At 59.6% G+C, this 23,417-nt stretch carries 23 protein-coding genes; 6 read left to right on the top strand and 17 right to left on the bottom strand.

All coding sequences use genetic code 11. The features are described 5' to 3' along the window. Positions 1 to 18: 18 nt before the first annotated feature. The 11 genes from ACYVIS_RS07505 to ACYVIS_RS07455 all read right to left on the bottom strand — a co-directional run bounded on the left by ACYVIS_RS07505 (position 19) and on the right by ACYVIS_RS07455 (position 11,589). Positions 19 to 1,386: an FAD-dependent oxidoreductase gene (locus ACYVIS_RS07505; RefSeq protein WP_460873643.1), complete on the bottom strand. Its 1,368-nt coding sequence runs from the start codon at positions 1,384 to 1,386 to the stop codon at positions 19 to 21. Positions 1,387 to 1,529: 143 nt separating this feature from the next. Next, positions 1,530 to 2,321 carry an aspartate/glutamate racemase family protein gene (locus ACYVIS_RS07500; RefSeq protein WP_232743995.1) on the bottom strand — a complete coding sequence of 264 codons (792 nt, stop codon included), beginning with the start codon at positions 2,319 to 2,321 and terminating at the stop codon, positions 1,530 to 1,532. Between the two features lie 25 nt (positions 2,322 to 2,346). Then, complete coding sequence (locus ACYVIS_RS07495) at positions 2,347 to 3,342, bottom strand: tripartite tricarboxylate transporter substrate binding protein (protein WP_460873642.1); 996 nt, start codon at positions 3,340 to 3,342, stop codon at positions 2,347 to 2,349. Positions 3,343 to 3,503: 161 nt separating this feature from the next. Next, positions 3,504 to 4,502, bottom strand: a complete 999-nt coding sequence (locus ACYVIS_RS07490; RefSeq protein WP_460873641.1) for a Bug family tripartite tricarboxylate transporter substrate binding protein — start codon at positions 4,500 to 4,502, stop codon at positions 3,504 to 3,506. A gap of 49 nt (positions 4,503 to 4,551) precedes the next feature. Further along, positions 4,552 to 5,139 (bottom strand): cysteine hydrolase family protein, encoded by a 588-nt coding sequence (locus tag ACYVIS_RS07485; RefSeq protein ID WP_232743992.1) that lies wholly within the window; start codon positions 5,137 to 5,139, stop codon positions 4,552 to 4,554. A 33-nt stretch (positions 5,140 to 5,172) separates the two neighbouring features. Next, positions 5,173 to 5,952 carry an enoyl-CoA hydratase/isomerase family protein gene (locus ACYVIS_RS07480; protein ID WP_460873640.1) on the bottom strand — a complete coding sequence of 260 codons (780 nt, stop codon included), beginning with the start codon at positions 5,950 to 5,952 and terminating at the stop codon, positions 5,173 to 5,175. After that, positions 5,949 to 6,350, bottom strand: coding sequence for a Zn-ribbon domain-containing OB-fold protein (locus tag ACYVIS_RS07475; protein ID WP_460873639.1), 402 nt, complete (start codon positions 6,348 to 6,350; stop codon positions 5,949 to 5,951). Before ACYVIS_RS07475 ends, ACYVIS_RS07480 begins: the two co-directional genes overlap by 4 nt. 3 nt (positions 6,351 to 6,353) lie before the next feature. Further along, positions 6,354 to 7,526 carry a thiolase C-terminal domain-containing protein gene (locus ACYVIS_RS07470; RefSeq protein WP_460873638.1) on the bottom strand — a complete coding sequence of 391 codons (1,173 nt, stop codon included), beginning with the start codon at positions 7,524 to 7,526 and terminating at the stop codon, positions 6,354 to 6,356. Then, positions 7,523 to 8,665, bottom strand: coding sequence for an acyl-CoA dehydrogenase family protein (locus ACYVIS_RS07465; RefSeq protein ID WP_232743988.1), 1,143 nt, complete (start codon positions 8,663 to 8,665; stop codon positions 7,523 to 7,525). The genes ACYVIS_RS07470 and ACYVIS_RS07465 overlap by 4 nt, the downstream gene beginning before the upstream one ends. A 41-nt stretch (positions 8,666 to 8,706) precedes the next feature. Further along, positions 8,707 to 9,402 (bottom strand): enoyl-CoA hydratase/isomerase family protein, encoded by a 696-nt coding sequence (locus ACYVIS_RS07460; RefSeq protein ID WP_460873637.1) that lies wholly within the window; start codon positions 9,400 to 9,402, stop codon positions 8,707 to 8,709. Positions 9,403 to 9,420: 18 nt separating this feature from the next. After that, positions 9,421 to 11,589, bottom strand: coding sequence for an acetate--CoA ligase family protein (locus tag ACYVIS_RS07455; RefSeq protein WP_460873636.1), 2,169 nt, complete (start codon positions 11,587 to 11,589; stop codon positions 9,421 to 9,423). A gap of 135 nt (positions 11,590 to 11,724) precedes the next feature. Here ACYVIS_RS07455 and ACYVIS_RS07450 point away from each other — a divergent pair, with 135 nt between their 5' ends. Then, the gene (locus tag ACYVIS_RS07450) at positions 11,725 to 12,489 is read left to right on the top strand and encodes an IclR family transcriptional regulator (RefSeq protein ID WP_460873635.1); all 765 of its coding nucleotides are present in this window, start codon (positions 11,725 to 11,727) and stop codon (positions 12,487 to 12,489) included. A gap of 87 nt (positions 12,490 to 12,576) precedes the next feature. Here the strand turns inward: ACYVIS_RS07450 and ACYVIS_RS07445 are convergent, their stop codons facing one another. Further along, entirely contained in the window at positions 12,577 to 13,314 is a 738-nt protein-coding gene (locus ACYVIS_RS07445) for a FadR/GntR family transcriptional regulator (protein ID WP_232743983.1), read from the bottom strand. A 159-nt stretch (positions 13,315 to 13,473) separates the two neighbouring features. Here ACYVIS_RS07445 and ACYVIS_RS07440 point away from each other — a divergent pair, with 159 nt between their 5' ends. Next, positions 13,474 to 14,406: a beta-keto acid cleavage family enzyme gene (locus ACYVIS_RS07440; protein WP_232743982.1), complete on the top strand. Its 933-nt coding sequence runs from the start codon at positions 13,474 to 13,476 to the stop codon at positions 14,404 to 14,406. 32 nt (positions 14,407 to 14,438) lie between these two features. After that, positions 14,439 to 14,909, top strand: a complete 471-nt coding sequence (locus ACYVIS_RS07435) for a MaoC family dehydratase (RefSeq protein ID WP_232743981.1) — start codon at positions 14,439 to 14,441, stop codon at positions 14,907 to 14,909. 36 nt (positions 14,910 to 14,945) lie between these two features. Here the strand turns inward: ACYVIS_RS07435 and ACYVIS_RS07430 are convergent, their stop codons facing one another. The 3 genes from ACYVIS_RS07430 to ACYVIS_RS07420 form a co-directional block, all read right to left on the bottom strand. Beyond that, positions 14,946 to 15,923: a Bug family tripartite tricarboxylate transporter substrate binding protein gene (locus tag ACYVIS_RS07430; protein ID WP_460873634.1), complete on the bottom strand. Its 978-nt coding sequence runs from the start codon at positions 15,921 to 15,923 to the stop codon at positions 14,946 to 14,948. A 63-nt stretch (positions 15,924 to 15,986) separates the two neighbouring features. Then, positions 15,987 to 16,859, bottom strand: a complete 873-nt coding sequence (locus ACYVIS_RS07425) for an HpcH/HpaI aldolase/citrate lyase family protein (protein ID WP_460873632.1) — start codon at positions 16,857 to 16,859, stop codon at positions 15,987 to 15,989. 98 nt (positions 16,860 to 16,957) lie between these two features. Continuing rightward, entirely contained in the window at positions 16,958 to 17,734 is a 777-nt protein-coding gene (locus tag ACYVIS_RS07420; RefSeq protein ID WP_232743978.1) for an enoyl-CoA hydratase/isomerase family protein, read from the bottom strand. 177 nt (positions 17,735 to 17,911) lie between these two features. On the opposite strand from ACYVIS_RS07420, the gene ACYVIS_RS07415 reads away from it, so the two are divergent. Further along, complete coding sequence (locus ACYVIS_RS07415) at positions 17,912 to 19,108, top strand: CaiB/BaiF CoA transferase family protein (protein ID WP_460873631.1); 1,197 nt, start codon at positions 17,912 to 17,914, stop codon at positions 19,106 to 19,108. Positions 19,109 to 19,154: 46 nt separating this feature from the next. Further along, positions 19,155 to 20,321, top strand: coding sequence for an acyl-CoA dehydrogenase family protein (locus tag ACYVIS_RS07410; protein WP_232743976.1), 1,167 nt, complete (start codon positions 19,155 to 19,157; stop codon positions 20,319 to 20,321). 27 nt (positions 20,322 to 20,348) lie between these two features. Here ACYVIS_RS07410 and ACYVIS_RS07405 read toward each other — a convergent pair whose 3' ends face one another. Both ACYVIS_RS07405 and ACYVIS_RS07400 read right to left on the bottom strand, forming a co-directional pair. Beyond that, complete coding sequence (locus tag ACYVIS_RS07405; RefSeq protein ID WP_460873630.1) at positions 20,349 to 21,362, bottom strand: NADPH:quinone reductase; 1,014 nt, start codon at positions 21,360 to 21,362, stop codon at positions 20,349 to 20,351. Between the two features lie 54 nt (positions 21,363 to 21,416). After that, a complete protein-coding gene (locus ACYVIS_RS07400) occupies positions 21,417 to 22,634 on the bottom strand; it encodes a trans-sulfuration enzyme family protein (RefSeq protein WP_460873629.1) in 1,218 nt (405 codons plus the stop codon). A gap of 357 nt (positions 22,635 to 22,991) precedes the next feature. On the opposite strand from ACYVIS_RS07400, the gene ACYVIS_RS07395 reads away from it, so the two are divergent. Continuing rightward, entirely contained in the window at positions 22,992 to 23,195 is a 204-nt protein-coding gene (locus tag ACYVIS_RS07395) for a hypothetical protein (protein ID WP_232743973.1), read from the top strand. The last annotated feature ends 222 nt before the right edge of the window (positions 23,196 to 23,417 follow it).

Raw genomic sequence — 23,417 nt, 5'->3', positions numbered from 1 at the left:
TCATGCAAAAAAACTCACTCAACAGGACGCGGCGGCATTGTTGCCCGCTATGCGGCCAAAGACGGCGCTTTTACCCAGCGACGAGCCGGTCATATACGCGGCGCCGTGAAATCCACCCATCAATTCGCCGGCTGCGAAAAGGCCGTCGATAGGCTGTCCGTAGACGTCAATCACGCGCGCTTTGCTATCGACGGTGAGTCCGGCGTAAGTGGCCAGCACGGCGGATGTCGACGGATAGGCGTAGAAAGGAGGCTGGTCGATTTTTCGCAATTTGCCATAGTGATTCGCCAGCCCATCGCGGCCGAATTGTGTGTCGCGGCCCCGCTCGACGTCGCCGTTGTACTGGTCCAGGGTGGACAGGAGCGCTGCGGGATCGATATTTATGCGCTCGGCCAGCGTCGCAATGGAGTCGGCCTGGATCAGATGGCCGGAGCTGAGCGCCGAGCGGAAGTCCGAGGTGGTAACGCCAGGAACCGACAGATCCATGATGCCTTCGTCGAATATCTGGTAGGCCATGCCATCGGGCTGGGCAAGGCATGCGTCGCCGCTGATTTTGTATGAAACCGATTCGTCGACGAAGCGTCGGCCGTTCGCGTTGACGGCGATCGCCCCTTTGAAGATGGGATGGATCAGGAGACGTTCCTCTGCTTCGGCGGAGGGATGTACCCCGAATGTTCCCTTGATGAAGCCCATGTCGCGCAGATTGGCGCCAAGCGCCATACCCATCCTGAGGCCATCGCCGGTATTGCCCGGGCCGCCGATGCGCAGGGCTTTGATCTGCGCTGGCGCAAACACGCCCAGCCATTCTTCGCTTCGTGAAAATCCGCCTGTGGCCAGCACCACGCCGCCTCGAGCATGCAGCGCATAGGATGGCCCGCCGGCGGACGATACGATGACCTCCATGCCGCCGTCTTCCATCCGGTGCAAGCGTAGCGCCTGTGTGTTGCAGCGCAGTTCGAAGCGCTGCGAGGCCTGGGCCTGTTTATCGAGCGCCTCCATCATCTGGCGGGTGTCGACCCGATTCGATCGGGGCACCGATTGGCCGCCGCCAAGCTGAACTGATTGGAATTGCACACCCAGGCGCTTGAGCCAAAAGTAGGTATCGAGTTGAGCGGCAACATAGGCTTCGAGAAGACTGACGTCGTTGTGGTGTTCTCCCATTGCCTTCAAGTCGGACAGCAACAGGGAATTGGAATCGGAGATGCCGGCTTCGCCTTGCTCATCGGTGCCGGCGAACGCCATGGCTCCGCCGCTGATGACGGTGCTGCCGCCCGTCGCCGCAAGTTTTTCCAGCAGGATTACTCGTTTGTCGCGTTCCAATGCCGCGGCGGCCGCACAATATCCGGCCAACCCTCCGCCACACACGATGACATCTGTTTCTTCCATTGTTCCTTGACTGGGCGAATTGGCGTCGGGACGGGCGGCTGTATACAAAGTAATCTCCTGAGTATCATTGATTCGATGTGCAAATTATGAAATCGCCGTGACGGTCGCTGTGTGAGGCTGTGCAGGTCGATGCGCGACGCTTGCTAGCGCGATGCGCCGAGTGCCTGCAATATTTCGTCGGGCGGCCGGCAATAACCCCAGCGGCGTCCCACACCGAGTCCGCTGGTGCGTTTCAGGCGCACCAGCATGCAGGCATAGGCCAGGCTGGTTCCGATACAGTCCATGACGGCGGCTTCGTCGATCCGGCGTACCCCATTCCAGTACAGTAATTCGCTGATCACACCTTCGGCAGGAATAACCAGATCGGCGCCAGCTTCCACCAGCCTGCGCGCCACGGTTTCGAAATCTTCGATGACTTCCTGCGGCGCATCGAAGGCCGCTTCCAGTTGGGCTTCGGTGACCGGCGCCGACAAGGCCTCGATGCCGCAGACCCGGCCCTCCAGGCCATGGCGCCGCACCAGCGCACGCACTCGCCTTACACCGGCTGGGGCCAGCGGTACCAGGGCGAACTGTTCGGCCAGAGAACAGGCGACCAGCAGTGCGCTTTCCGGCATGGACACCACGGGAATGTCGAGCAGTGACCGGATCTCAGCCAGGAAAGGCTCGCTGAAGCTGCCGAGTATGACAGCGTCATAGCCTTCGGATTCCGCTTTGCGGCAGAAGTCGATGGCTTCGCGCTGGATGATGTGTTTTACATACGGAAATTTGAGCATTTCGGCCGGTGTGCGTTGTCCGTACCAGGATTCGGAAGCGCCGTTGAATGTGACCGCGACCTCGTCGCCGCAGGTCTGGCTGGCATGGCGCTGCAGGGCTTCTACATAGCATGGCAGGCCGCCTAGCGGTGCCATGGATTGATACCAGATTTTTATGCTCATGGGTCGATCTCCTTTGCGGTGGCGTTCAGTTGGCCTTTGCACCTGTCAGCTTGACGATGCGCGCATACTGCGGAATTTCGCGTTGCAGTGTTGCGGTGAATTGCTGCGGCGTACCGGCGACTTTTTCCAGGCCGCCCTTTTTGAAGAGCATGTCATCCACATCGGGTTTTTGCAGCGCGGCGATGATCGCGTCGTGCAGCTTATCGATAATGGGTTTGGGTGTGCCGCCCGGGGCGAGCACGCCATACCACGATACGATTTCAAAACCTGGCAGGCCCGATTCCGCCACGGTGGGTATGCCGGGCTCCAGCACGGAGCGCTGCGGAGTGACTACCGCCAGTGCTTTCAGCGAACCGCTCTTCAGCGAAGGCAACGCCGCCAGTAAGCCTCCTACCATGAAATTGACGTGTCCGGCCAGCAGATCGGTCGTGGCCGGAGCGACGCCGCGGTATGGAACATGGATGATGTCGATGCCCGCCATCGAAGCCAGCAGCGCGCCGGCAAGATGGCCGCCCGAACCCATGCCCGAAGAGGCGTACGTAAGCTTGCCGGGGTGGGCCTTGGCGTAGGCGATGAGTTCCTGTACCGAGTTGACCGGTACGGACGGATGAGCCAGAAGGACCAAAGGAATCGTGGCTACCTGCGAGATGGGAGCGAAATCCTTGAGTGGATTGAATGGCAACTTGTCATAAAGGCTGACGTTGACGACCAGCGGCCCGTTGGTGCCTAAAAGCAGCGTGTAGCCATCCGGCACGGCTCGCGCTACTTCCTCTGTGCCGATATTGCCGCCGGCGCCGGAACGGTTTTCGACCACAAAAGTCTGGCCCATGCTTGCGCCCATTTTTGCCGACAGGGCGCGCGCCACGATATCGGCTGGACCACCGGGCGGATAGGGCACGATGATTTTAACGGGATGTGAGGGGTAGGAGTCTGATTTGGCGGCAGCCGAACTGGCCGTCAGCGTAGCGCCCATTGCCGCCAATGCCAAGATCAAGCTGCGGACGAGATGTATGCATGTCATGATTGTTATAGGACACCCTCCGATTGCCAAAGACGATTTGATGTGGCGAGCCGTATGCTGCGGCTTTATACCCGGCTTGTTTGCCGTCACGTTTGTCGTCTTTTGCGCAAGTATTGGGTGGCCCGTCTCCTGGTGGGTTAATACAATGACAGCTGGGGAAATTACTGCGGCTCCAAGCCCGCATTTTTCACGGCTTCTTTCCAACGCACGAGATCCTTGCTGATCTGCTTGGCGTATTGCTCGGGCGTGGTGCCTTCCGGGGCAAGGCCGTTCATGGACAGGGTCTTGACGATGTCAGGCATTTTCAGAATTGCGGCAACATCGCGCTGCAGCAGATCGATGATGGCTTTGGGGGTTTTGGCCGGCGCCATGAGTCCGTACCAGGAATTGACTTCGAACCCAGGATACGTTTCGGCTATGGCGGGCAGATCGGGCAGCAGGGTGGATCGTTTCAAGGTGCTGACAGCTATCCCGCGCATTTGGCCGGACTTCAGGAAAGGAATCACTCCGGCGATATTCAGGAATGCCATGTCGATCTGCTTTCCAAGCAGGTCGGTGACGACGGGAGCCGCGCCCTTGTAGGGCACATGCAGCAACTTGACGTTCGCCATACTGGCAAGCATTTCTCCCGCCAGGTGTGTCGTGCTGCCCGGCCCTACAGAGCCATATGTAAGCTTGCCGGGATGGGCGCGCGCATAGTCGACCAGCTCTTTCAGATTGTGGATAGGCAGGTCGGGGCGCACCACGAGCACGGTGGGCGCCGACACGACTTGGGTGATGGGCGCCAGGTCGCGTACGGAGTCGTAGGGCATATGCTTTTGAACGGCGGGACTAATGGTAATGGGACCCACGTGCGAAAATAGCAAGGTGTAGCCGTCGGGAACCGCATGCGCGACAAAGTTGGAACCGATCGTGCCGTTGGCACCTGCTTTGTTTTCCAGGACCACCGGCTGTTTCAGCATTTCCGACAGCTTTTGCAGTATCGGCCGCGCCACGGTATCGGCGGGTCCGCCCGCGGTCCATGGATTGATGACTGTAATCGAGTGGTTCGGATAGGCTTCCTTCGCCACCGATGGCGCAGGGGAGGCCAGGGCAACGGCTATCGCCAGTACGCCACAGGCGGTGAGTGTATGACGTGTGAGTTTGCGTAATTTCAACATGGTTTTGTCTCCTTGTTTTTTGCCGGTAAGTACTGCGTTCGATTTTTCTTCAACGCTGGAATTCGACCTCGCGAGAGGTAGTGAGTTTTGCGAAGCGGGATACTGCGGTCATGGATTGATCATGATCCTCACCAGAAAAGGATGCGCAGCAGTCCTCAAGCACAATGCATTCATAGTCCCGGTCGTGGGCTTCGCGAACGGTCGCTTGCACAACCGCGCTGGATGAAACGCCGCCCAGGTAGATGCGCCCGATTCCGTGCGCGCGCAGTATGGGTTCCAGGTTCGTGCCGTAGAATGGACTGACGCGGTGCTTGACGATGTCGAAGTCGCCGGCCGATGGCGTCAGGTCCGGATGGATTTCAGTGCCCCATGTCCCCAGCTTGAAAAGGCCGTTCTCTCGCGCCTTGGAAAAGATGGGCGAGGCGGGCGGGCATTCGAGGTAGTCGCCGGAAAAGCCGACACGCACGTAGCCTATAGGTAGTCCGGCAGCGCGCGCCTTGTCCAGCGCGTGGCGGGTGTTTTTGATGATTTGGCGCGTGCGGATTTGTTCGCCCAGCGGCCCCTTGCCGTTGGGGCCGTCATTGTGCACGAGGTCATTTATCAGGTCCAGTGCTAGATAGATGGATTTTGCTGTCATGAGAACTCCGTGTTGCATTGAATAGGAAATTGTTTATCGGCCAGTGAATTTGGGGCTGCGCTTTTCGCTGAAAGCCCTGGCGGCTTCCTGGCGGTCCTGTGTATTGATGAGGTGGGTGAACAGGTCTGTTTCCTGACGCATGCCGGCCGCCAGAGATATTTCGGCGCCTGTGTGAACGGCCTCTTTGGCAAACTGAGTGGCGAGCGGCGGCCGGGAGGCAATTTTCTGTGCGATGCCGTGCGTCAGCTCGTTTAGCGCCGCCGGTTCGACCACGCGTGAAACCAGCCCCATCGACCACGCGTGCTGCGCGTCGATTCGTTCGCCTGTAAGAATGAGGTCGAGGGCTACACCCATTCCCAGCACTCGTGTAATGCGCTGCGTTCCTCCCGCGGCGGGGATAATGCCGAGGCTTGTTTCGGGGAATCCGAAGGATGCGTCAGTGGCGGCGATGCGGATATCGCAGGCCAGGGCGATCTCCAGGCCGCCGCCGAGGCAATAGCCATGAATCGACGCAATCAATGGTTTGACGGCGCGATCGAAGGCCGCGATCCAGTGGCGCTGCACGCGCGACTGGCGATGCGCGGCCGGTGCATCGACGGTGGCGAACTCTTTGATGTCGGCGCCTGCGCAGAATGCGCGCGGCCCTGCGCCGCGGATTACCATGACCCGTACATCCGGATTGGCATCGGCCGCATCGATGGCATCGGGCAACATCCGCCGAGTATCGTTGTTGATGGCGTTCAGCGCATCGGGACGATTCAGCGTTATCCAGGCGACGGCATCTTCAATATGGGTAATTACGGCGTCGGTCATACATTCTCCTTGGTTTCATCCGATTCGAACAGCGGTTCGGGCGCTGTGGCCATGTCGAGCACGCGAACGCGCATTCCAATTCGCACCCGGGCGGGATCCACGCCTGCAACACGGGTCAACAGATGAGGACCTTCATCGGTGGCGACTATGGCTATTGCATAAGGAACATCGCCGGCAAAAGCCGGGCCAGGGGCGCGATGCACGACGGAGTAGCTGTAGACGCTGCCCCTGCCACTGGCCACGGTGGGGAGCACCCGGTCGCTGCCGCAGAAAGGACAGGCGGGACGGGGGTAAAAATGAAACCGGCCGCAATCGGAGCAATGAGGCAAGGCGAATCCCAGGCTGCGGGTCCGCTCCCAGTAGTGGGCGCTTTTCATCATGGGGGAAGATTCAGACATGATTTACCCCTTGGCTATGATGAGAGTGCTGTGCAGCCCGACGATCCCGCCGTTGCCATGCACCAGGGCCACTTCGGCGCCGGGTACTTGGCGCGCGCCAGCTTGGTTACGTACTTGGCGCACACCTTCCAGCAGATGAAACATGCCTCCCGATAGACCGGGATGGCCGGCGGATAGAAGACCGCCATGCGTGGTGACAGGCAGTTTTCCGCCCAGCGCAATCCCGCCATTTTCGACATAGTGGCCGCCTTCGCCCTTGGCGCAGAACCCCAGGTCTTCGAGTTCCACGATGACCGTAATTGTGAAGCAGTCGTACAGTTCGGCCACATCGATATCGGATGGCGTCAGCCCCGCCATGTCGAACGCATCCCTGCCGGATTGCACTGCGCCGGTTGTCGTGATGTTCTTGTAGTCGCCTATATATGTGTGTGAATGCCCATAGCCATGCCCGAGCAGCTTGGCGGCGGGCTGGCGCAGGTCGCGCGCGCGTTCGGGCGTGGTGACTATGAAAGCGGCGGCGCCATCGGATACGAGGGCGCAATCCAGCATGCGCAGCGGCGACGTAATGGTGCGCGATTGCATGACATCGGCGATGGAAAGAAGGTCTTTCTTGTGTGCGTTGGGGTTCAGCGCGGCGTGGCCGCGCAGGGTGACGGCCACCTCGGCCATCTGCTCCAGCGTGGTTCCGTACTCGTGCATATGGCGCTGTGCCACCAAGGCATAGAGCGTGGGTATGAGCGGGCCGTATGGTGCTTCGAATTCCGGGTGAGCCCATCCGGCGTCGGCGAGCTTCTGCACGGCGGCGCCGCGCGAACTGAACGACAGCATGTTTTGGCCGGCGACGCACAGCACGGTCTCACACTGGCCCGTGGCCACCGCCATGGCCGCGTGGTGAGCCATGGCCACGCCGGACGCGCCGGCAACATCCAGTGTTGCCAGATAACGTGGATGGAGGCCCAGGCTTTCCGATACCACGCCGCAGGGCATGGCCCAGTTTTCCACCCGGATGGGAGTGGTCAGCAGGCCGTCTATATCGGCCAGCGTCAGGCCCGCATCTTCCAGCGCCGCGAGCGCCGCCATGCGCTGCAAGCCGAGGGAGTCCAGATGCGGCACGCGGCCCACTGTGCTTTCGCCGACGCCGGCAATGACGGCATTCAGCGGTGCGCGAGCTTTCATCGCAATACCTCGCGGGCAATCAGCATGCGCTGTATTTCGGAGGAGCCTTCGCCTACGCGGTAATGGCGCACGTCGCGGTAGAAGCGCTCCACCGGGAATCCGCGCAGCAGACCCATGCCGCCGTGAATCTGTACCGCCCGATCGGCGACCTGGCCGACCATTTCCGAAGCCGCCAGCTTGCACATGCTGGCGGCGGAACCGACGTCTTCGCCGGCCTGGATGCGGCGCAGGGTTTCGTAGGTCAAGGCGCGCGCCATCGCCAGCTCGGTCGCGGAGTCGGCCAGCATCCACTGGATTGCCTGTCGGTCGGCCAGGGGCTTGCCGAAGGTGGAGCGCTCCTTGGCGTAGGCCGCGGACATTTCCAGAAGACGGTCGGCCGCGCCCAGGCACGAGCACGCCACACCCATGCGGCCGCTGGTCAGCGACTCCATCGCCACCTTGAAACCTTGGCCGACTTCCCCCAGCACCGCGCCGGCCGGCAGTTCGCAGTCGTCGAAGGACAGCTCCGCCAGCTTGATGGGATCGGAGCCGATGGTGGTATCGACCCTTGTGACACTGAAGCCCGGCGTGCTGCTATCCACCAGAAACGCGGTAATACCGCCGCGCCCGCGTTTTTCGGGATCGGTGACGGCCATGACGAGCACGACGTTGGCCAAGTGGGCGCCGCTGATGTAGTGCTTGCGCCCATTTAACACCCAGCCATCGCCGCGTGGCTGCGCCCGGGTTTTGATGGCCTGGGCGTCGGAGCCCGCGCCAGGCTCGGTCAAGGCAAACGAGGCGTGCAGGGTGCCGGCGCATAATCCCGCTAGGTATTTTTCTTGTTGCGCACGGCTGCCGAAGCGGGCAATGGCGATGGGGTTAAGGCCGCTGGTGGCATCCAGCATTAACGTGAACATGCGATGGGACCGGCTGAATTCTTCCAATACCAGGCAATAGGTGGAGAGATCGAAGTCGCCGCCGCCGAACTCCGCCGGCATGCGCATGCCCAGGTAGCCCTGGGCTCGCAGCAAAGGCAAGGTTTGCTCGGGCACTTCGCCTGTCTGGTCGATTTCCAGTGCGATGGGTTCCAGTTCGTCCTGTGTGAAGCGGCGTACGGCCGCGCGCATTTCCGCGAGATCCGGGCTGATTTCCAATTGCATGGTCTATCTCTCGTTCCATTTGATTTGATGGTTAATGAAAACTATGGGTGCTGGTTGGCTGTCGCGGCGTTGGCCGCATCGGCCAGGTCCCGCTTGAGTTCACGGTTCATCCAGCGCTTGTTCACCGCATATGCATGGCCGGCACGGGCGGCGCAGTCGCCGGCGCGCGCAGCGCAATATGCTTTCAGCTCGGCCGGCACCGCCACCTGATCGGCCAGCCCGGCAAGCAGCGCGTCTTGGGCGCTCAGGCGCTGCCCGAGCTGCACCAGCCCTTGCACGATCTGTCGATGAGCGCGATGGGCAATCATGGCGACCCCCATGGGCGAGGGCAGACCCAAAGTGATTTCGGGGAACGACAGCGAGGCGTCGCTCGCCATCAGGATCTCGTCGCAGGCCAGCGCCAGCATGGCACCCGCCCCGATGGCCGGTGCCTGTACGGCCGCCAGCAGCGGCTTGGGAAAGTCCAGCATGGCAGTCAAAGTGCGCAATAACAGTTCCCGGCGCTTGAGCGCAGCCTGGGCGGAGGCAAGCTGGGAGAATTCTTTCAGATCGGCTCCCGCGCAAAAAACCCGATCGCCCGCGGCCTGCAGCACGACTGCGGCCACATCGTCATCCGCGGACGCGCGTTGCAGTTCGGCGACCAACGCATCGTGGGTTGCCGCATCGAGCGCGTTTGCCGCGTTGGGGCGCGAGATCGTAAGCCAGAGCACGCTTTCTTCCGCTGCCGCAGTTATCATGACGATGATTCTCCGTATTTAATCGGCAGTTCTGTGGGGAATGACCAATGCGTCGACTACACGCGCGCCGCGGCCTTTCGGCAGTACGCAGAGCGGATTGATGTCGAGCTCGGCGATCCGCCCACCCAGGTCTATCGCCAGCCAGGAGACACGCACCAGGCAATCCACCAGAGCATCCACATCGGCTGCGGGCTTGCCGCGGACTCCTTCCAGGAGCTTGAAGGCGCGCAGTTCGCCCAGCGCGCGCCGCGCCTCGTCGGGCGTTAATGGGGCCAGGCGAAATACCACGTCTTTCAGCACTTCGACGTATATGCCTCCCAATCCGAGGGTCAGCACCGGGCCGAAAGTGGCATCGTGCGATATGCCAACGAAGATTTCCTGTGCATCGGCGATCATCTCTTGAACCAGCACGCCTTCGATGCGGGCATCGGGCCGGTATGCCTTTGCCGCAGCGATCACCGCGTCGTAGGCGGCCGTAACGGCGCGCTCGCCGGTCACATCCAGACGCATGGCGCCTGCTTCGGTCTTGTGCGGAATATCGGGCGACTGGATTTTCAATGCTACCGGGCCGTCGATTCGCGATGCGGCGGCGACCGCGTCCCCAGCCGACAAGACAAGAGTCTCCGCCGTCACCGGTAATCCGTAATGCTGCAGCAGCGCTTTCGATCGGTATTCGCTCAATGGGCCGTCGGCCTCGTCCAACAGGTGCCGGGCGGCGGCTGCGTCGATATTCTTGGGCCGTACAGCTTCGGGGCTCGAAAGGCGTCGGCGAAATTCAGCATATTGCATTGTGCGGTGGACGGCTTTCAAGCAGGGCAGGGCATCGCGATATACAGCCAGACCTTCGGCGACCAGCACTTCGGGCGTAAGCGCGGCGTCATTGCTGGCGCAGCCCGTCCACAAGACGGCCACGGGTTTGTCGCTGCCGGCGGATACCTCCGCTATGGCGCGGACATCGGCCGCGCTGTTTATGGTCAGGACCGGGATGAGTATGTCTACAGCAGGGTCTTGCAGAATCGTCTGCGCCGCATTTTTATAGGCGTCCCGTTGTCCGATTGCGGCGGCGGTCAAGTCCGTGGGGTTGTTGGCGGAGCCGAAACCCGGCAGGGATTCCGCGAGTTTCAGGCAGGTCTGTTCGCTATACGAGGGCCATTCGATACCAAGGGATGCGCCCAGGTCGGCCACCATTACAAGATTGCCGCCGGAGATGGACATGGCGGCCGCGCGGCGGCCACCCGGTCGCCGCCCCTGGCGCAGCAGCATGGCGGTTTCATACAGCTCATTGCAATCGTCGACTCGCACGATGCCCATTTGCCGCAATGCCGCGTCGCAAACGCCATCGGCGCCGGTCACCGCGCCGGTATGGGATGCCGCCGCCTTGCTGCCCGCTTCGGTACGGCCGACTTTGACCATGATGATGGGCTTGTCCAGTTCGGCGGCGCGCCGGGCCAGGGCGCGCAGACGATCGCCGTCCGCCAGCCGCTCGGCGAGCATCAATACCACTTTGGTGGCTTGGCTTTCCAGCATGAATGCGGCGTAATCGACCAGGTCCAGGTCGGCCGCATTGCCGCAACTGACTTGGTAGCTTATGCCCAGGCCCGCCTGCTGGGCTCGCCACATGATATTGACTTGTCCCGCGCCGCCAGATTGGCTGACTACACCGATATCGCCGGCGGGGCGCCGCGGACCTTGAATAGTCGCGGTGGAGGTCAATGCGAAGCCATTGACGAAATTCACCATGCCATTGCAGTTCGGCCCCATCAGTCGGATGTTGCCTGCCCGGGCGATGTCCAGGATACGCTGCTGGTCGGCCAACCCTTGGTCGTTGCCGGTTTCGCCGAACCCCGACGAAAACACGGTTGCAAAGGGGACGCCGCGTTCCGCGCATTGTTCCAGGGCGGCGGGTACCGCGTGGGCTGGCAAGACGATGCCGACATGATCCGGAGTGTCGGGAAGCGACGCGATCGATGTATGGCAAGGCAGGCCGAATATCTGTTCGCGTTTCGGGTTGACGGGATAGAGAGCGCCTGTGTATCCGAAATCGATCATCTGCCGCATGCAGCGGCCACCGAATTTACCGAGATCTTCCGTGGCGCCCACCATGGCCACGCGGCGAGGGCTGAAAAAATGCGTTAGATCGGGAAACTGTTCAGTAGGAACAGCATGCCTGCCGTGGTGGCTTGTCATATCCAATTTTTTATCCTATAATTTGCACTGCAGTTTTGTAATCTGCAATACGAGTAAGTTTAATGACGGGCCCTGCGGCTGTCAATGGCTGCGCGCGCATGAAATATTTGTTTATGCCTGCGGCGAAAGGTTTAAATGAAAGAAGACCGGCATTTCGTTACTGCACTAGCGCGCGGCCTGGACGTGCTGCGCTGCTTTTCAGCGGAGCGCATGGAGCTGGGCACAACCGATATTGCACGCCTGATCGGCCTTTCCCAATCGACGGTCTGGCGCCTTTGCTATACCTTGCAAAAAGCCGGTTATCTGGTTCCCGGCAACGATCCGGAACGTCTTCGAGTAAGCCCCGGTGTGTTGGCGCTGGGCTGCGTATGCCTGTCGCAACGGGGCGTTACCGAAGTGGCGTTGCCGCATATGGCCGAAATTGCCAATCGGTTCCATTCCTCTTTATCCATCGCCGCGCGCGATGGCTTGCAAATGATCATCATGGGCAGGGAAACCGCCCCAACCGTCCTGAAGCTGAATTTCCATGTGGGGTCCGCGCTGCGCATTGAACGGTCCGCGGTTGGCTGCGCTTACATGGCCGCCATCGGCGAGCCGGAACGCGAGCGCCTGATGGAAGAGATCGCGCGCGCCTATCCGAGTGACTGGGAAGAAAACCGCCGCTACATACAGGAATCGGTACGCATGTACCGGGAACACGGCTATGTATTGAATCTGCGCTGGTATCACCCCGATGTCAACGCATTGGGTGTGCCGGTTGTGTCTCCCAACGGCAAGCGTGTCGTGGCCATAAATTGCGGCGGCGCCAGTTCCGTCATAAGCCGCGATAAATTGGAAGGCCCCATTGCCCAAGTCATGAAAGACCTGGCCAGCAAGCTTTCGACCATGATGATGTTTTGACGGCATCTGCGTGAGCGCGAGCCTGCCGCTGCGCAAAATCAGGCCGTTCGAGTTTGTGGCGCAGCGGAGCGGAACCGGGTTGGAACGTTAAGCGGGTTCCATCAGCAGCTGGACGTGTTGCGCATAGGCCCGCACGTGACGCTGCATGCGGCGTTCCGCCGTATCCGGGTCTTTGGCGACGATGGCATCGAGAATCCGGTCGTGGGCCTTGATGACCGCAGTTCGGACGTCGAAGGGGGCCATGTTTTTGATAGCGGTGGCGTCCCGGATAAGTTGCGCGATGGAAACGGTAAAGGTATGCAGCAGTTCGTTGTGGCTGGCTTGCGCCAGGGCGCAATGCCAGTTGACGTTTTCGTCGAGATAGGTGGGAACATCGTCATAGGCCGCGACGATGCGTTGCGAAATTTCGCGCAGTTGTTTCAGGTCATCGTCTGTGCGATTCAGGGCTGCCAGCCTTGCCAGCGCGGGTTCAAGCGTTACGCGCGCTTCAACGATGGAGATCAGCGAAATACCGCTGACCCGGGCGAATAAATTGATCTGATTCGATACCATCGCGCCGGATGGGCGGGTAACCGATGAGCCGCCGTAGCGCCCTGAGCGGGTTTTGATGAGCCCCTCGGCTTCAAGAATGCGCAAGCCTTCCCTCACTGATCCGCGGCTAAGGCCGGTTTGTTCGACAAGATCGCGCTCGGGCGGCAGCATGGCGCCGTCTGCGATGGAGCCGTCCAGGATCTGCTCGCGCAGTTTGTTTGCCAGCATGTCGCAGGACTTGGGGACGTCGATGATGCTGAGTCGGGCAGTGGCGGAGGGGGCTGCTGTATTCATGGCCTTTGTCAGTAAACCTAAGCGTCTGAAGTCTAGCATGGAATAATCGATTTAACTAATTGTTTGACCATTGACTAAATGGACCATATTCTTTAATGTGAGGTTTTGCCGGTAATGCGCTTGACCCGGCATGCTGCGACACCAACCAGGAGACGTGCGTTGAAAACCTCGAAAAAAGTCATTATTACGTGTGCGGTGACAGGATCCATACATACTCCTTCCATGTCGCCTTATCTGCCGATTACGCCCGCGGAGATTGCCCGCGATGCCATAGACGCGGCGAAAGCCGGGGCTTCCATGCTCCATTTGCATGCGCGCGATCCCGAAACAGGCCTGCCGAAACAGGATCCCAAGCTCTTTGCACAGTTTCTGCCTGTCATTAAAGAACAGACCGATGCGATTCTGAATATCACCACCGGCGGCGGGCTGGGCATGACGCTCGACGAACGTCTTGCGCCGGCAAAATGGGCGCAGCCCGAGGTGGCGTCCATGAATATGGGGTCGTTCAATTTCAATATCTCGGGCGCGGCAGGCAAGCTGGACAAATTCAAATTCGATTGGGAAAAGCCTTATCTGGAAATGACGCGCGATTTCATTCTTTCCAATACCTTTGCGCAAATCGAACGGGGGCTGAACGAATTATCGGCGATGGGCACGCGCTTCGAATTCGAGTGCTATGACGTGGGCCACTTGTACAACGTGGCGCATTTTGTCGATCGCGGCCTGATCAAGCCGCCGTTTTTCCTGCAGTGCATTTTCGGAATCCTGGGCGGTATCGGCGCACATCAGGAAAACCTGCTTCATATGCGCTCCATCGCAGACAAGCTTTTCGGCGACGATTACTACCTGTCGGTGCTGGCGGCCGGCAAGCATCAGCTTCCGTTTGTCACCATGAGCGCCTTGCTGGGCGGGAATGTGCGTGTGGGCCTGGAAGACAGCCTTTATGCCGGAAAAGGCCGTTTGGCAAAGTCCAATGCAGAGCAGGTGACAATAATTCGCGCGATTCTCGAGCAACTGTCGATGGAAGTGGCAACGCCGGAAGAGGCTCGATCCATGATCCAGACCAAAGGTAAAGACAATGTTGCGTTCTAGGACTTTCGCACGACCACCAGAAGGAGCCTTATATGGCCGGCCTGTATTTTGAACAGTTTTCCGTTGGGCAGACATTCAATCATGCGATTCGACGCACTGTGACGGAAGCCGATAATGTCTTCTTCAGCGCTCTCACTCACAATCCCGCTGCGCTGCATCTGGATGAGGAGTATTGCCGCAACCATACGGAGTTCGGGCAGCGGCTGGTCAACAGCGCGTTCACGCTGGGATTGATCGTGGGCATTTCGGTCGGAGATACCACGCTGGGGACGACGGTGGGAAATTTGGGCTGGGATGAAGTACGGTTCCCGGGTCCGGTCTTCCATGGCGACACATTGCGTGTTGAAACCGAAGTCGTTTCCGTGCGCGAAAGCCGGTCGCGACCGCAAAACGGCATAGTCGTTTTCGAGCACCGCGGCTATAACCAGAACAATGTGCTGATCGCCACATGCAAGCGCAGCGCGCTCATGCTCAAGAGTCCCGAACATCGGGACGGAGCATGAGCGCGCTGCCTTGAGCTTGAGGACGCGTTGCGCAGGCTATTGCGGAACGATCCCGGCTTCCTTCACCTTTTGGCCCCAGATCGTTAATTGTTGTGCAACAAAAGGCCCGAATTTCTCCGCGGGTTCGGGAGTGGGTTCGGCTCCCAGTCTGGTCAGGCGCTGCCGCATATCCTCCGAGGAGGCGATTTTTACTATTTCGGTGCTTAGGCGATCGACCACCGGTTTGGGCATTCCGGCCGGGCCGAAGATTCCCACCCACGCGGCGAGATTGAAGCCGGGCTGGTGGATGGCATCGGCTATGGTGGGCAAATCGGGGGCCAGGGCCGTGCGCTTGTTTGTGGTGACGCCCAGCAGCTTCAATTTTCCGGACTGTATGTAGCCGGCCGCGGAAGCAAGGTCGGCAAACATGAAGGACGCCCGGCCGCCGATGACATCGGTCATGGCCTGTGGCGAGCTTTTGTAGGGAACAGCGGTCGCGGCAAGCCCCGTGACCTTGTCAAACGCGGCGGCCGACACCTGGCCGGTGCTGTTTCCATAGGCGTAGCTGAGCGTGGACGCGTGTTTTTTTCCGTAGGCCAGCAATTCCTTGATATTGGAAACGGGCAATTTTCCGCTCACAGCCAGCACAAAGGGGAAGTTGCATATTTGGGCTATCGGCGTGAAATCCTTGATCGGGTCATAGTGCAGTGTCTTGAACAGATAGGGATTGGCCGAGTGCGTGGTGTTCGTCGCCAGCATGATGGTGTAGCCGTCGGGCGGGGCCTTTGCGACGAAGTTGGCGGCTATCTGCCCCGAAGCTCCTGCCTTGTTCTCGACTATCACGGGCTGGTGCAATGCGGCCTGCAGGCGCTCGGCAATCAGCCGGGCAACGATATCGCTGGCGCTGCCCGCCGCAAAAGCGGTGATGAAGCGGATTTCCTTCGCAGGATAGCTTGGCGAGGCCGCTGCCGTGCTGCCCGCGAGCGCTGCGGCAAGGCAGGAGGCGGTGAGGATTTTCCTGAATGAATTGTTCATGCATTGTCTCCTGAGGGTGTTGTACGCCGACCTATATTGATCAGTGGCGGTGCTGGCACATATTTAGATGCGGGCTCGCATTGCCAGTGTCTGCAAAGCCTGTTTGAGGTGGGGGCGGTCAAGCATTTGTCCGTCCAGTTGCACGGTTCCGGCGCCTTGGGCGTCTTCAAAGGCCTGTACGACCTGCTGCGCATGCCGCAACTCCGCTTCATCCGGAGTAAAGGCTTCGTTGATGATGGGCACCTGGTCGGGATGGATGGCTATCTTTCCCGCGAAACCGGCCTTTCGCGCCAATGTCGCGTCGTTGTGCAAGCCTTTGGCGTCCTTGAAATTTCCCCAGATGGTGTCGATCGCCGGCACGCCGGCGGCATGGGCGCCCAACAGGCACAAGGAGCGTGCAAGCTGGTAGGTGAATTCATATTCGCCATTTTCAAGACGGTTGGTACTGGCGCCAATCGCGGCTGCCAGGTCTTCCGCACCCCACGTCAATGCTTTCAGGCGGGGGCTGCTGTTTTTGTATCCTCCCAGTGCAAACACCGCCGTGGGCGTTTCGCTTGCAACGGGAATGATGGAGACCGAGCCCGGCTCCACTCCATCGCGAATCTCCAGGGCTGCCAGATAGTGGTCGAGTAATTCGATGTGCGCCGCACCGGACCCCTTGGGCAGCAGGATGCCATCGGGGCGGCCGCGCACCACGGCGGCCAGATCGTCCAGGGCCAGGCCCGAGTCGAGCGGGTTGATTCTTACCCAGAGTGCCTGCGTCCGGCTTGGCCGCGACGCCAGATACTGATGCACCATTTCCCTGGCCACTGGAAGCCGGGAGATATCGACGGCATCTTCCAGATCCAGCACCAGCGCATCGGCGCCAGAGGTTTCACCTTTGGCGAGTTTTCGTTCGCTATCTCCGGGCACAAACAATAATGACCTGAATATCATTTTTACAAGCTCCTCGATGGGCAGCGGGGCGGCAAATCCGCGATGGACTCCGCTGCGATGTTGTGTTTAAGGTATGAGTCGCCAAGCCAAACGGCACACTAGAACCCTTGAAAACGGGGAGGGCGTTTTTCGGTGAATGCGTCGGCTCCTTCCTGGATATCCTGGGTCTCCTGCAAAATGCGCAGGAAAAGCTGTTCCATGCGCAGCCCGGTTGCCAGATCGGCATCGCGGCTTCGCAAGGCGAGTTCTTTGGCGGCCTGAACCGCCAGCGGGGCGTTGGCGGCAATCCGCAGGGCATACTGCTGTGCCGTCGCCATCAGTTGTTCGCTGGCAACTACCTGGTTGACCAGGCCCCAGCGGCTGGCGGTTTGCGCATCGAATTGATCGCCAATCAGCAGCATTTCCATGGCTATGGCGTGCGGCAATTGCTGGGCAATGCGCTGGGTCCCGCCATTGGCGGGAAATGCGCCGCGCTGCACTTCGGACAGGCTGAAACGGGCATCGGGGGTACAGACTCTGATGTCGGTTGCCAGCAGCAGAGTCATGCCTCCGCCCAGGCAGTAGCCATTGACCGCGGCCACCACCGGCTTCCAGACCTCGAGGCCTCTGTTGAGCAACTGCGATTGCTGGGTTCGCATCAAGGTGGCAAGAGAAGGCGGGGCAGCCAGAAAAGTCTTTATGTCGGCGCCGGCGCAAAAGGCCTTGTCGCCGGCGCCGGTGATGATCGCCACGCGGATGTTATCGTCGTCGCGCACTGTACGCCATGCGTCGGAAAGCAGATCATAGTGATGCTGGTCAAGCGCATTGCGGCTTTCAGGGCGGTTGATGGTAATCGTGGCAATGCCGTTGTGTTCAACTGAAAAATCGATAGACACAAGGTTTTCCTTTTAGTGAACATGCCGAAGCCCTTTGGCTGGACGAGGTGCTTCGTCGCTGTTGGACATGCATTGACGTGAGAAAGAATAGTTAATAATATTGGTTTAGTCAACGGTTGGACCATTAAATTATCATCGGCTTTAAATAACAAGACCATTACGAGGAAACCATAAGAGATGAGCACCCTGAGCGGCATCCGTGTAATCGATTTTTCAAAAGTACTGGCGGGGCCGCTGTGCACCCAATATCTGGGCGACATGGGCGCGGAGGTAATAAAGGTGGAGACGGTAAAAGGCGGCGACGACACGCGCCGCTGGCCCCCTTTTCACGGAGACAAGGGCACGGTTTTCCTGAGCGCGAATCGCAACAAGCAAAGCGTTGCCCTGGATTTGAAAACATCTGAAGGGCTCGAGATTGCGCATAGGCTGATCAAAACGGCCGATGTCGTCGTGGAAAGTTTCGGGCCTGGAGTGACGTCGCGCCTGAAAATAGATTATGAAACGGTCAAGAACATCAATCCGGATATCGTGTACTGCAGTATTTCGGGTTTTGGCCGCACGGGCCCGCTGAAGAACGCAAAAGGATACGATGTGATCCTGCAGGCGTTCAGCGGGATGATGGCGATTACCGGCGAGCCCGACGGCGCGCCCGTGAGAAGCCCTTTTTCGCCTATCGACCAGGCGACGGGCATGCACGCAGCCATTGGCATCCTGGCCGCTGTCATCAAGCGCATGAAAACCGGGCAGGGCACGCTGATCGAAGCTTCGCTGTTCGATACATCGATCGGCTTTCTCGGCTATGTTGCGCAAAGTTTCTGGGAGCGCCGGTCCGAGCCCAGGCGATGGGGATCGGCCCACGAGTCATTATGCCCCTACCAGGTGTTCGACGCAGAGGATCGGCCCTTTCTGCTGGGTGTTGCCAACGATTCCTTATGGCAGGCCTTTTGCCGCGCGACCGCCGCGCCTGAGCTGGCCCGGGATGCGCGTTTCATGACCAATGCCGATCGTGTCGAGCACCGCGCCGAAACGCTTGCCGAGGTGCAGCGCATCCTGTTGCAACATCCCCGCGACTATTGGCTCGAACACCTGACGAACGCAGGCATACCCTGCGCGTCCATACAAGAGATCGGAGAAATGCTGTCGCATCCCCACACCAGGGAAAGCGGGATCATCCAGGAGTTCACCCAGGGGGAAGGGGCGCCCATCAATGTCGTTGCGCAGCCTTTGCGGTTCAATGGGGAGCGCAATGCATTACGGTACCCGCCTCCCGCCCTGGGGCAGCATACAAAAGAAATCCTGCTCGGCCTCGGGTATGGTGCCGCGGATATCGACGCATTCGTTCAGAATGGATCGGTACAGGCCTCTGCGCAATAAACTGTCTACGCACAGCCCATTTCATCAGGAACGAAACGGAAGAAAAATGAATTTCTCATTTACCGAAGACCAACTTGCGATCCGCTCGGCGGTAGAGGAACTTTGTGTTCCCTTTGACGATGACTACTGGCGCAAGAAAGACACAGTCGGGGGGTTTCCGCAGGATTTTTACTCGGCAATTGCCAAGGCGGGCTGGCTGGGTATTGCCATGCCGGTCGAATATGGCGGCGCGGGACTCGGCATCTCTGAAGCGGCGCTCATGATGGAAACCATTTCCGGGTCTGGAGCCGGATTGTCGGGGGCGTCGGCGGTGCACATGAACGTTTTCGGACTGCATCCCGTTGTCGTGCATGGCAGCCAGGAGCAAAAGGCGCGCTGGTTGCCGCCGATCATCAGCGGCGACAGCAAAGCCTGCTTTGGCGTCACCGAACCGAATACAGGATTGAATACGCTCAAGCTCAAGACCAGGGCGGTAAAGAAAGGCGACCGTTACATCGTCAACGGCCAGAAAATCTGGATCTCGACGGCGCAGGTTGCACACAAGATTCTTTTGTTGGCGCGCACGACTCCCGTGGAGAAAGTCACCAAGCCCACTCAAGGTCTGAGCCTTTTCTACACGGATCTGGACCGTGCAAAGATAGCGGTGCGCGAAATAGAAAAGCTGGGGCGCAAGGCGGTCGACTCGAACGAATTGTTTATAGATGGCCTGGAAATACCCATCGAAGACCTGATAGGGGAAGAAGGGCGTGGCTTTGAGTATATTTTGCACGGCATGAACCCCGAGCGTGTGCTGCTGGCCGCGGAGGCGGTAGGCCTGGGGCGCGCGGCATTGCGCAGGGCGGCGTCCTATGCCGGCGAGCGAGTGGTATTCAACCGGCCCATCGGCATGAACCAGGGGATCCAGCATCCGCTCGCCGAACGCTGGGTAGAGCTGGAGGCGGCGGCACTTTTATATCAGAAGGCCGCCTGGCTGTACGATCAGGGCAAGCCTTGCGCGGCCGAAGCCAACGCCGCAAAGTTCTTTGCCGCCGAGTCGGGGTTCAAGGCCTGTGAAACCGCCGTATTGACCCATGGCGGCATGGGTTATGCAAAGGAATACCACGTGGAACGGTATTTCCGCGAGGCTATGCTGCCGCGCATTGCACCCATATCGCCGCAACTGATTCTGTGCTTTATCGCGGAGAAAGTGCTGGGCTTGCCGAAATCGTATTGACACGTGCCTTACGCTTTGGGCAGGGAGTCAGTTTGCGTCCATGGCGATGATGATCTTCCCAACCGTTTGGCCCGATTCCAGGGCTTCATGGGCGTCGATAATTCGATCGAGCGCAAACCGGGCCGCGATATGGTGTTTCAGCGTCCGCTTGGCAAGTGCATCGGTGACAGCGGCAATCGCCTTGGCATGGGCCTCGCGGCTCATTGCATAAACCAGGACATATCGTACCGTGGCGTTGAGCCTTATCAATTGCCAGAAGGGCAAGGCGGGAACCGGAGTCTGGTCGGACGCGTAGGAAGCGATGGAACCGTTTGTTTTCAAGACTTTCAGGCTTGTGTCCAGGTTTGCGCCGAATGCGACATCAACGATGCGATCGATGCCCCGGCCGTCTTCCACGCCTGTAATTCTGGCTATGCCGGCAACCATATCGTCTTTCAGGCGATAGAGAATGTGCTGCGCGCCGGCTTCCCGTGCGACCCGCGCCTGTTCTTCCGTTCGGACGGTCGCTATGACGGTCGCGCCCTCATGCCTGGCGAACTGAACGGCGTAAAAACCGACCGCCCCGGCACCGCCGGTGACCAGGACAAATTTTCCTTCGAGTGGGCCATCGGCCGTGACGCAGTAATGAGCCGTGAGCGCGGGTACACCCAGGCAGGCTCCTTCTTCGAAGCTTGTCGTGGCTGGAAGCGCAACGGCGTTGATGGCTGGAACGCTTGTATAGTCGGCGGCGCAGCCGAAAGGACGGCCCAGTTGCGCTTCGTATACCCAGACCCGTTGGCCGATGCGGCCGGCATCCACGCCTTCGCCCACGCCTTCGCCCACGGCTTCGATGACGCCGGCTCCATCCTGATGAGGAATGACTCTGGGAAAAACATTGGGCCGCGCGCCCGCACCGCTGCGCGACTTGGTATCGGAAGGGTTGATCCCGCTGGCGTGGATTCGCACCAGAACCTCGCCGGCCTGGACGCTTGGCTTGGGCAAGTCTCCGACCTGAAGCACATCGCGTGCGGGTCCTCTATCGTCGTACCAGGCTGCTTTCATCACTATTTCCGTGAGTATGTGGGAGGTATGGATTTTTCAAGTGTAGCGGCTATGTCAGGCGTGTTCCAGGGCCGCCAGGGCGCTGCCCAGGTCGGCCTTGAGGTCTTCGATATGCTCGACTCCAACCGACATGCGTACGAAATTCGCTTCGATTCCCGCCGATTGCATCTGGGCTTCCGTCATGGTGCCGGCCCACATGGCGGCGGTGTGGACAATCAGAGTCTCGACGCCGCCCAGGCTGACGGCATGCGTGGCGAGCTTTAGCGAGGCGACGAATTGGCTGGTCATGTCGAACCCGCCCTTGATCGAAAAAGCGATGACGGCGCCAAATCCTTTCATTTGCCGCAGCGCCAGATCGTGCTGCGGATGGCTGGCCAGGCCGGGATAAAAGACGCGCTCGATCCGCGGCTGGTTTTCCAGCCAGCCGGCCAGGGCCAGTGCGTTGGCATTGATGCGTTCCAGGCGCAGCGGCAAGGTTCTGAGCCCGCGCAAGAGCAGCCAGGCGTCCATCGGGGAAAGCACCGACCCCAGGGTGACGTGCATTTTCCAGATGAGCTCGGCGTGCGCGGCCGAGCAGCAGACCGCACCGGCCGTGATGTCGTGATGCCCGCCAAAATATTTGGTGGCGCTGTGCACCACGATATCGATGCCCAGCGCGTGGGGTTTTTGATTCAGCGGCGAGGCGAAGGTGTTGTCGGCAATGGTGATGATGTTGCGCGGCCGGGCCATTGCGGCAACCGCCGCCAGATCGGTCAGGGACAAGGTCGGGTTGACGGGGGTTTCGAGCATGATCAGCCGGGTTTCGGGCCGGATGGCTGCGGCCATTGCGGCCAGGTCGGTCTGGTCGACGATGCTGACCTCGACTCCGAAACGCGGCAGCACTTCTTCGAACAGCTTCGAAGTGCTCATGTAATGACGTTTCTGGGCGATGACATGATCGCCTCTGGACACCAGGCTTAATACGGTGGTGCTGATGGCGCCCATGCCCGAGGCCATCAGCAAGGCTGTTTCGGTGCCTTCGAGTTCGGCAAGAATGGCTTCGACGCGTTTGTGCACGGGGTTGCCGTAGCGTGTATAAAAGGCGGGAGGTCTGGGCATATTGGCCATGTCGGCGAAATCGGCTGGCGTGTCGGCCCTGAATGTCGCGCTGTACTGGATCGGAGCCACCACGGATGAGTCGCAAGCCAGTGCCGCGTCGCCATGCAGGACGGTGGTTTCGTCGTGCCATTGAGTTTCTGTGTGATTGGCGGAGGACGGCGTTACGACCTTCATTGTGTGCTCCCGAAGCAGTGGATGGTTTGACTTGCCGGGACGTCTTCCGTGTCTGGAACCGGAAACGTTTCGGCTTGCCCATGATACAACCGATGGGGTTTTGCCATTAAGCCAGGGGTCAGGATTGTTACCGGCCGTATGGGCGATTTGGGCGGATCTTTCAATAAATCAGGGTTTATCTCGATTTTGACCTTTGTTCGGGGTATTAACTGGCTACAGTTAATGCACTTGTTTGCATATTCGCTCCGAACTAAATGTTGGGCGTTGGTTCTTAACGAACATGAGTCGTGCAGTGTTTGTCGACTCTAACCCTCGAATGCACAGGCATTTCGACAACTGTTTCTAGGAGTCACTTCAATGACCAAACAATCGCGTATTGCTCTTGCCCTGTCCACCTCTGCTTTGTGCCTGGGTATTGCCATGGCTCCGTCGGCCTTTGCCGCAAGCGCCACGCACGCCAAGACCACTCATCATGCGAAGCACAAGGCCAAGTCGGCTACAGCGAAAACCGCAGCTCCCGGCGCAATGAAAACGGCGCCTGCGGCGAAGACGCAAAAGTAAGCAGCTTTTAGTGGTTCCTTCGAGCTTGTACAAAGCCCGGATCTTCATTTGAAGGTTCGGGTTTTTGTATTCCAAGTGGGTAACCTTCGGCCTTGCGGGTTGCCAATGGATGCTTGGGGTGGTCTTGTGGCTGGCTGTGGGCTGTCTTATCGCAACTATTCGTGTTCTTGAGACGCGGGGGTGGCGGCCCAGGCGGGGTGGAGCTCGCATCGTCCGGTCCTG

It is taken from the genome of Paralcaligenes ginsengisoli, assembly GCF_054781135.1.
The sequence above is the reverse complement of the archived record's forward strand: the minus strand, read 5'-3'. Positions and strand labels throughout refer to the sequence as shown.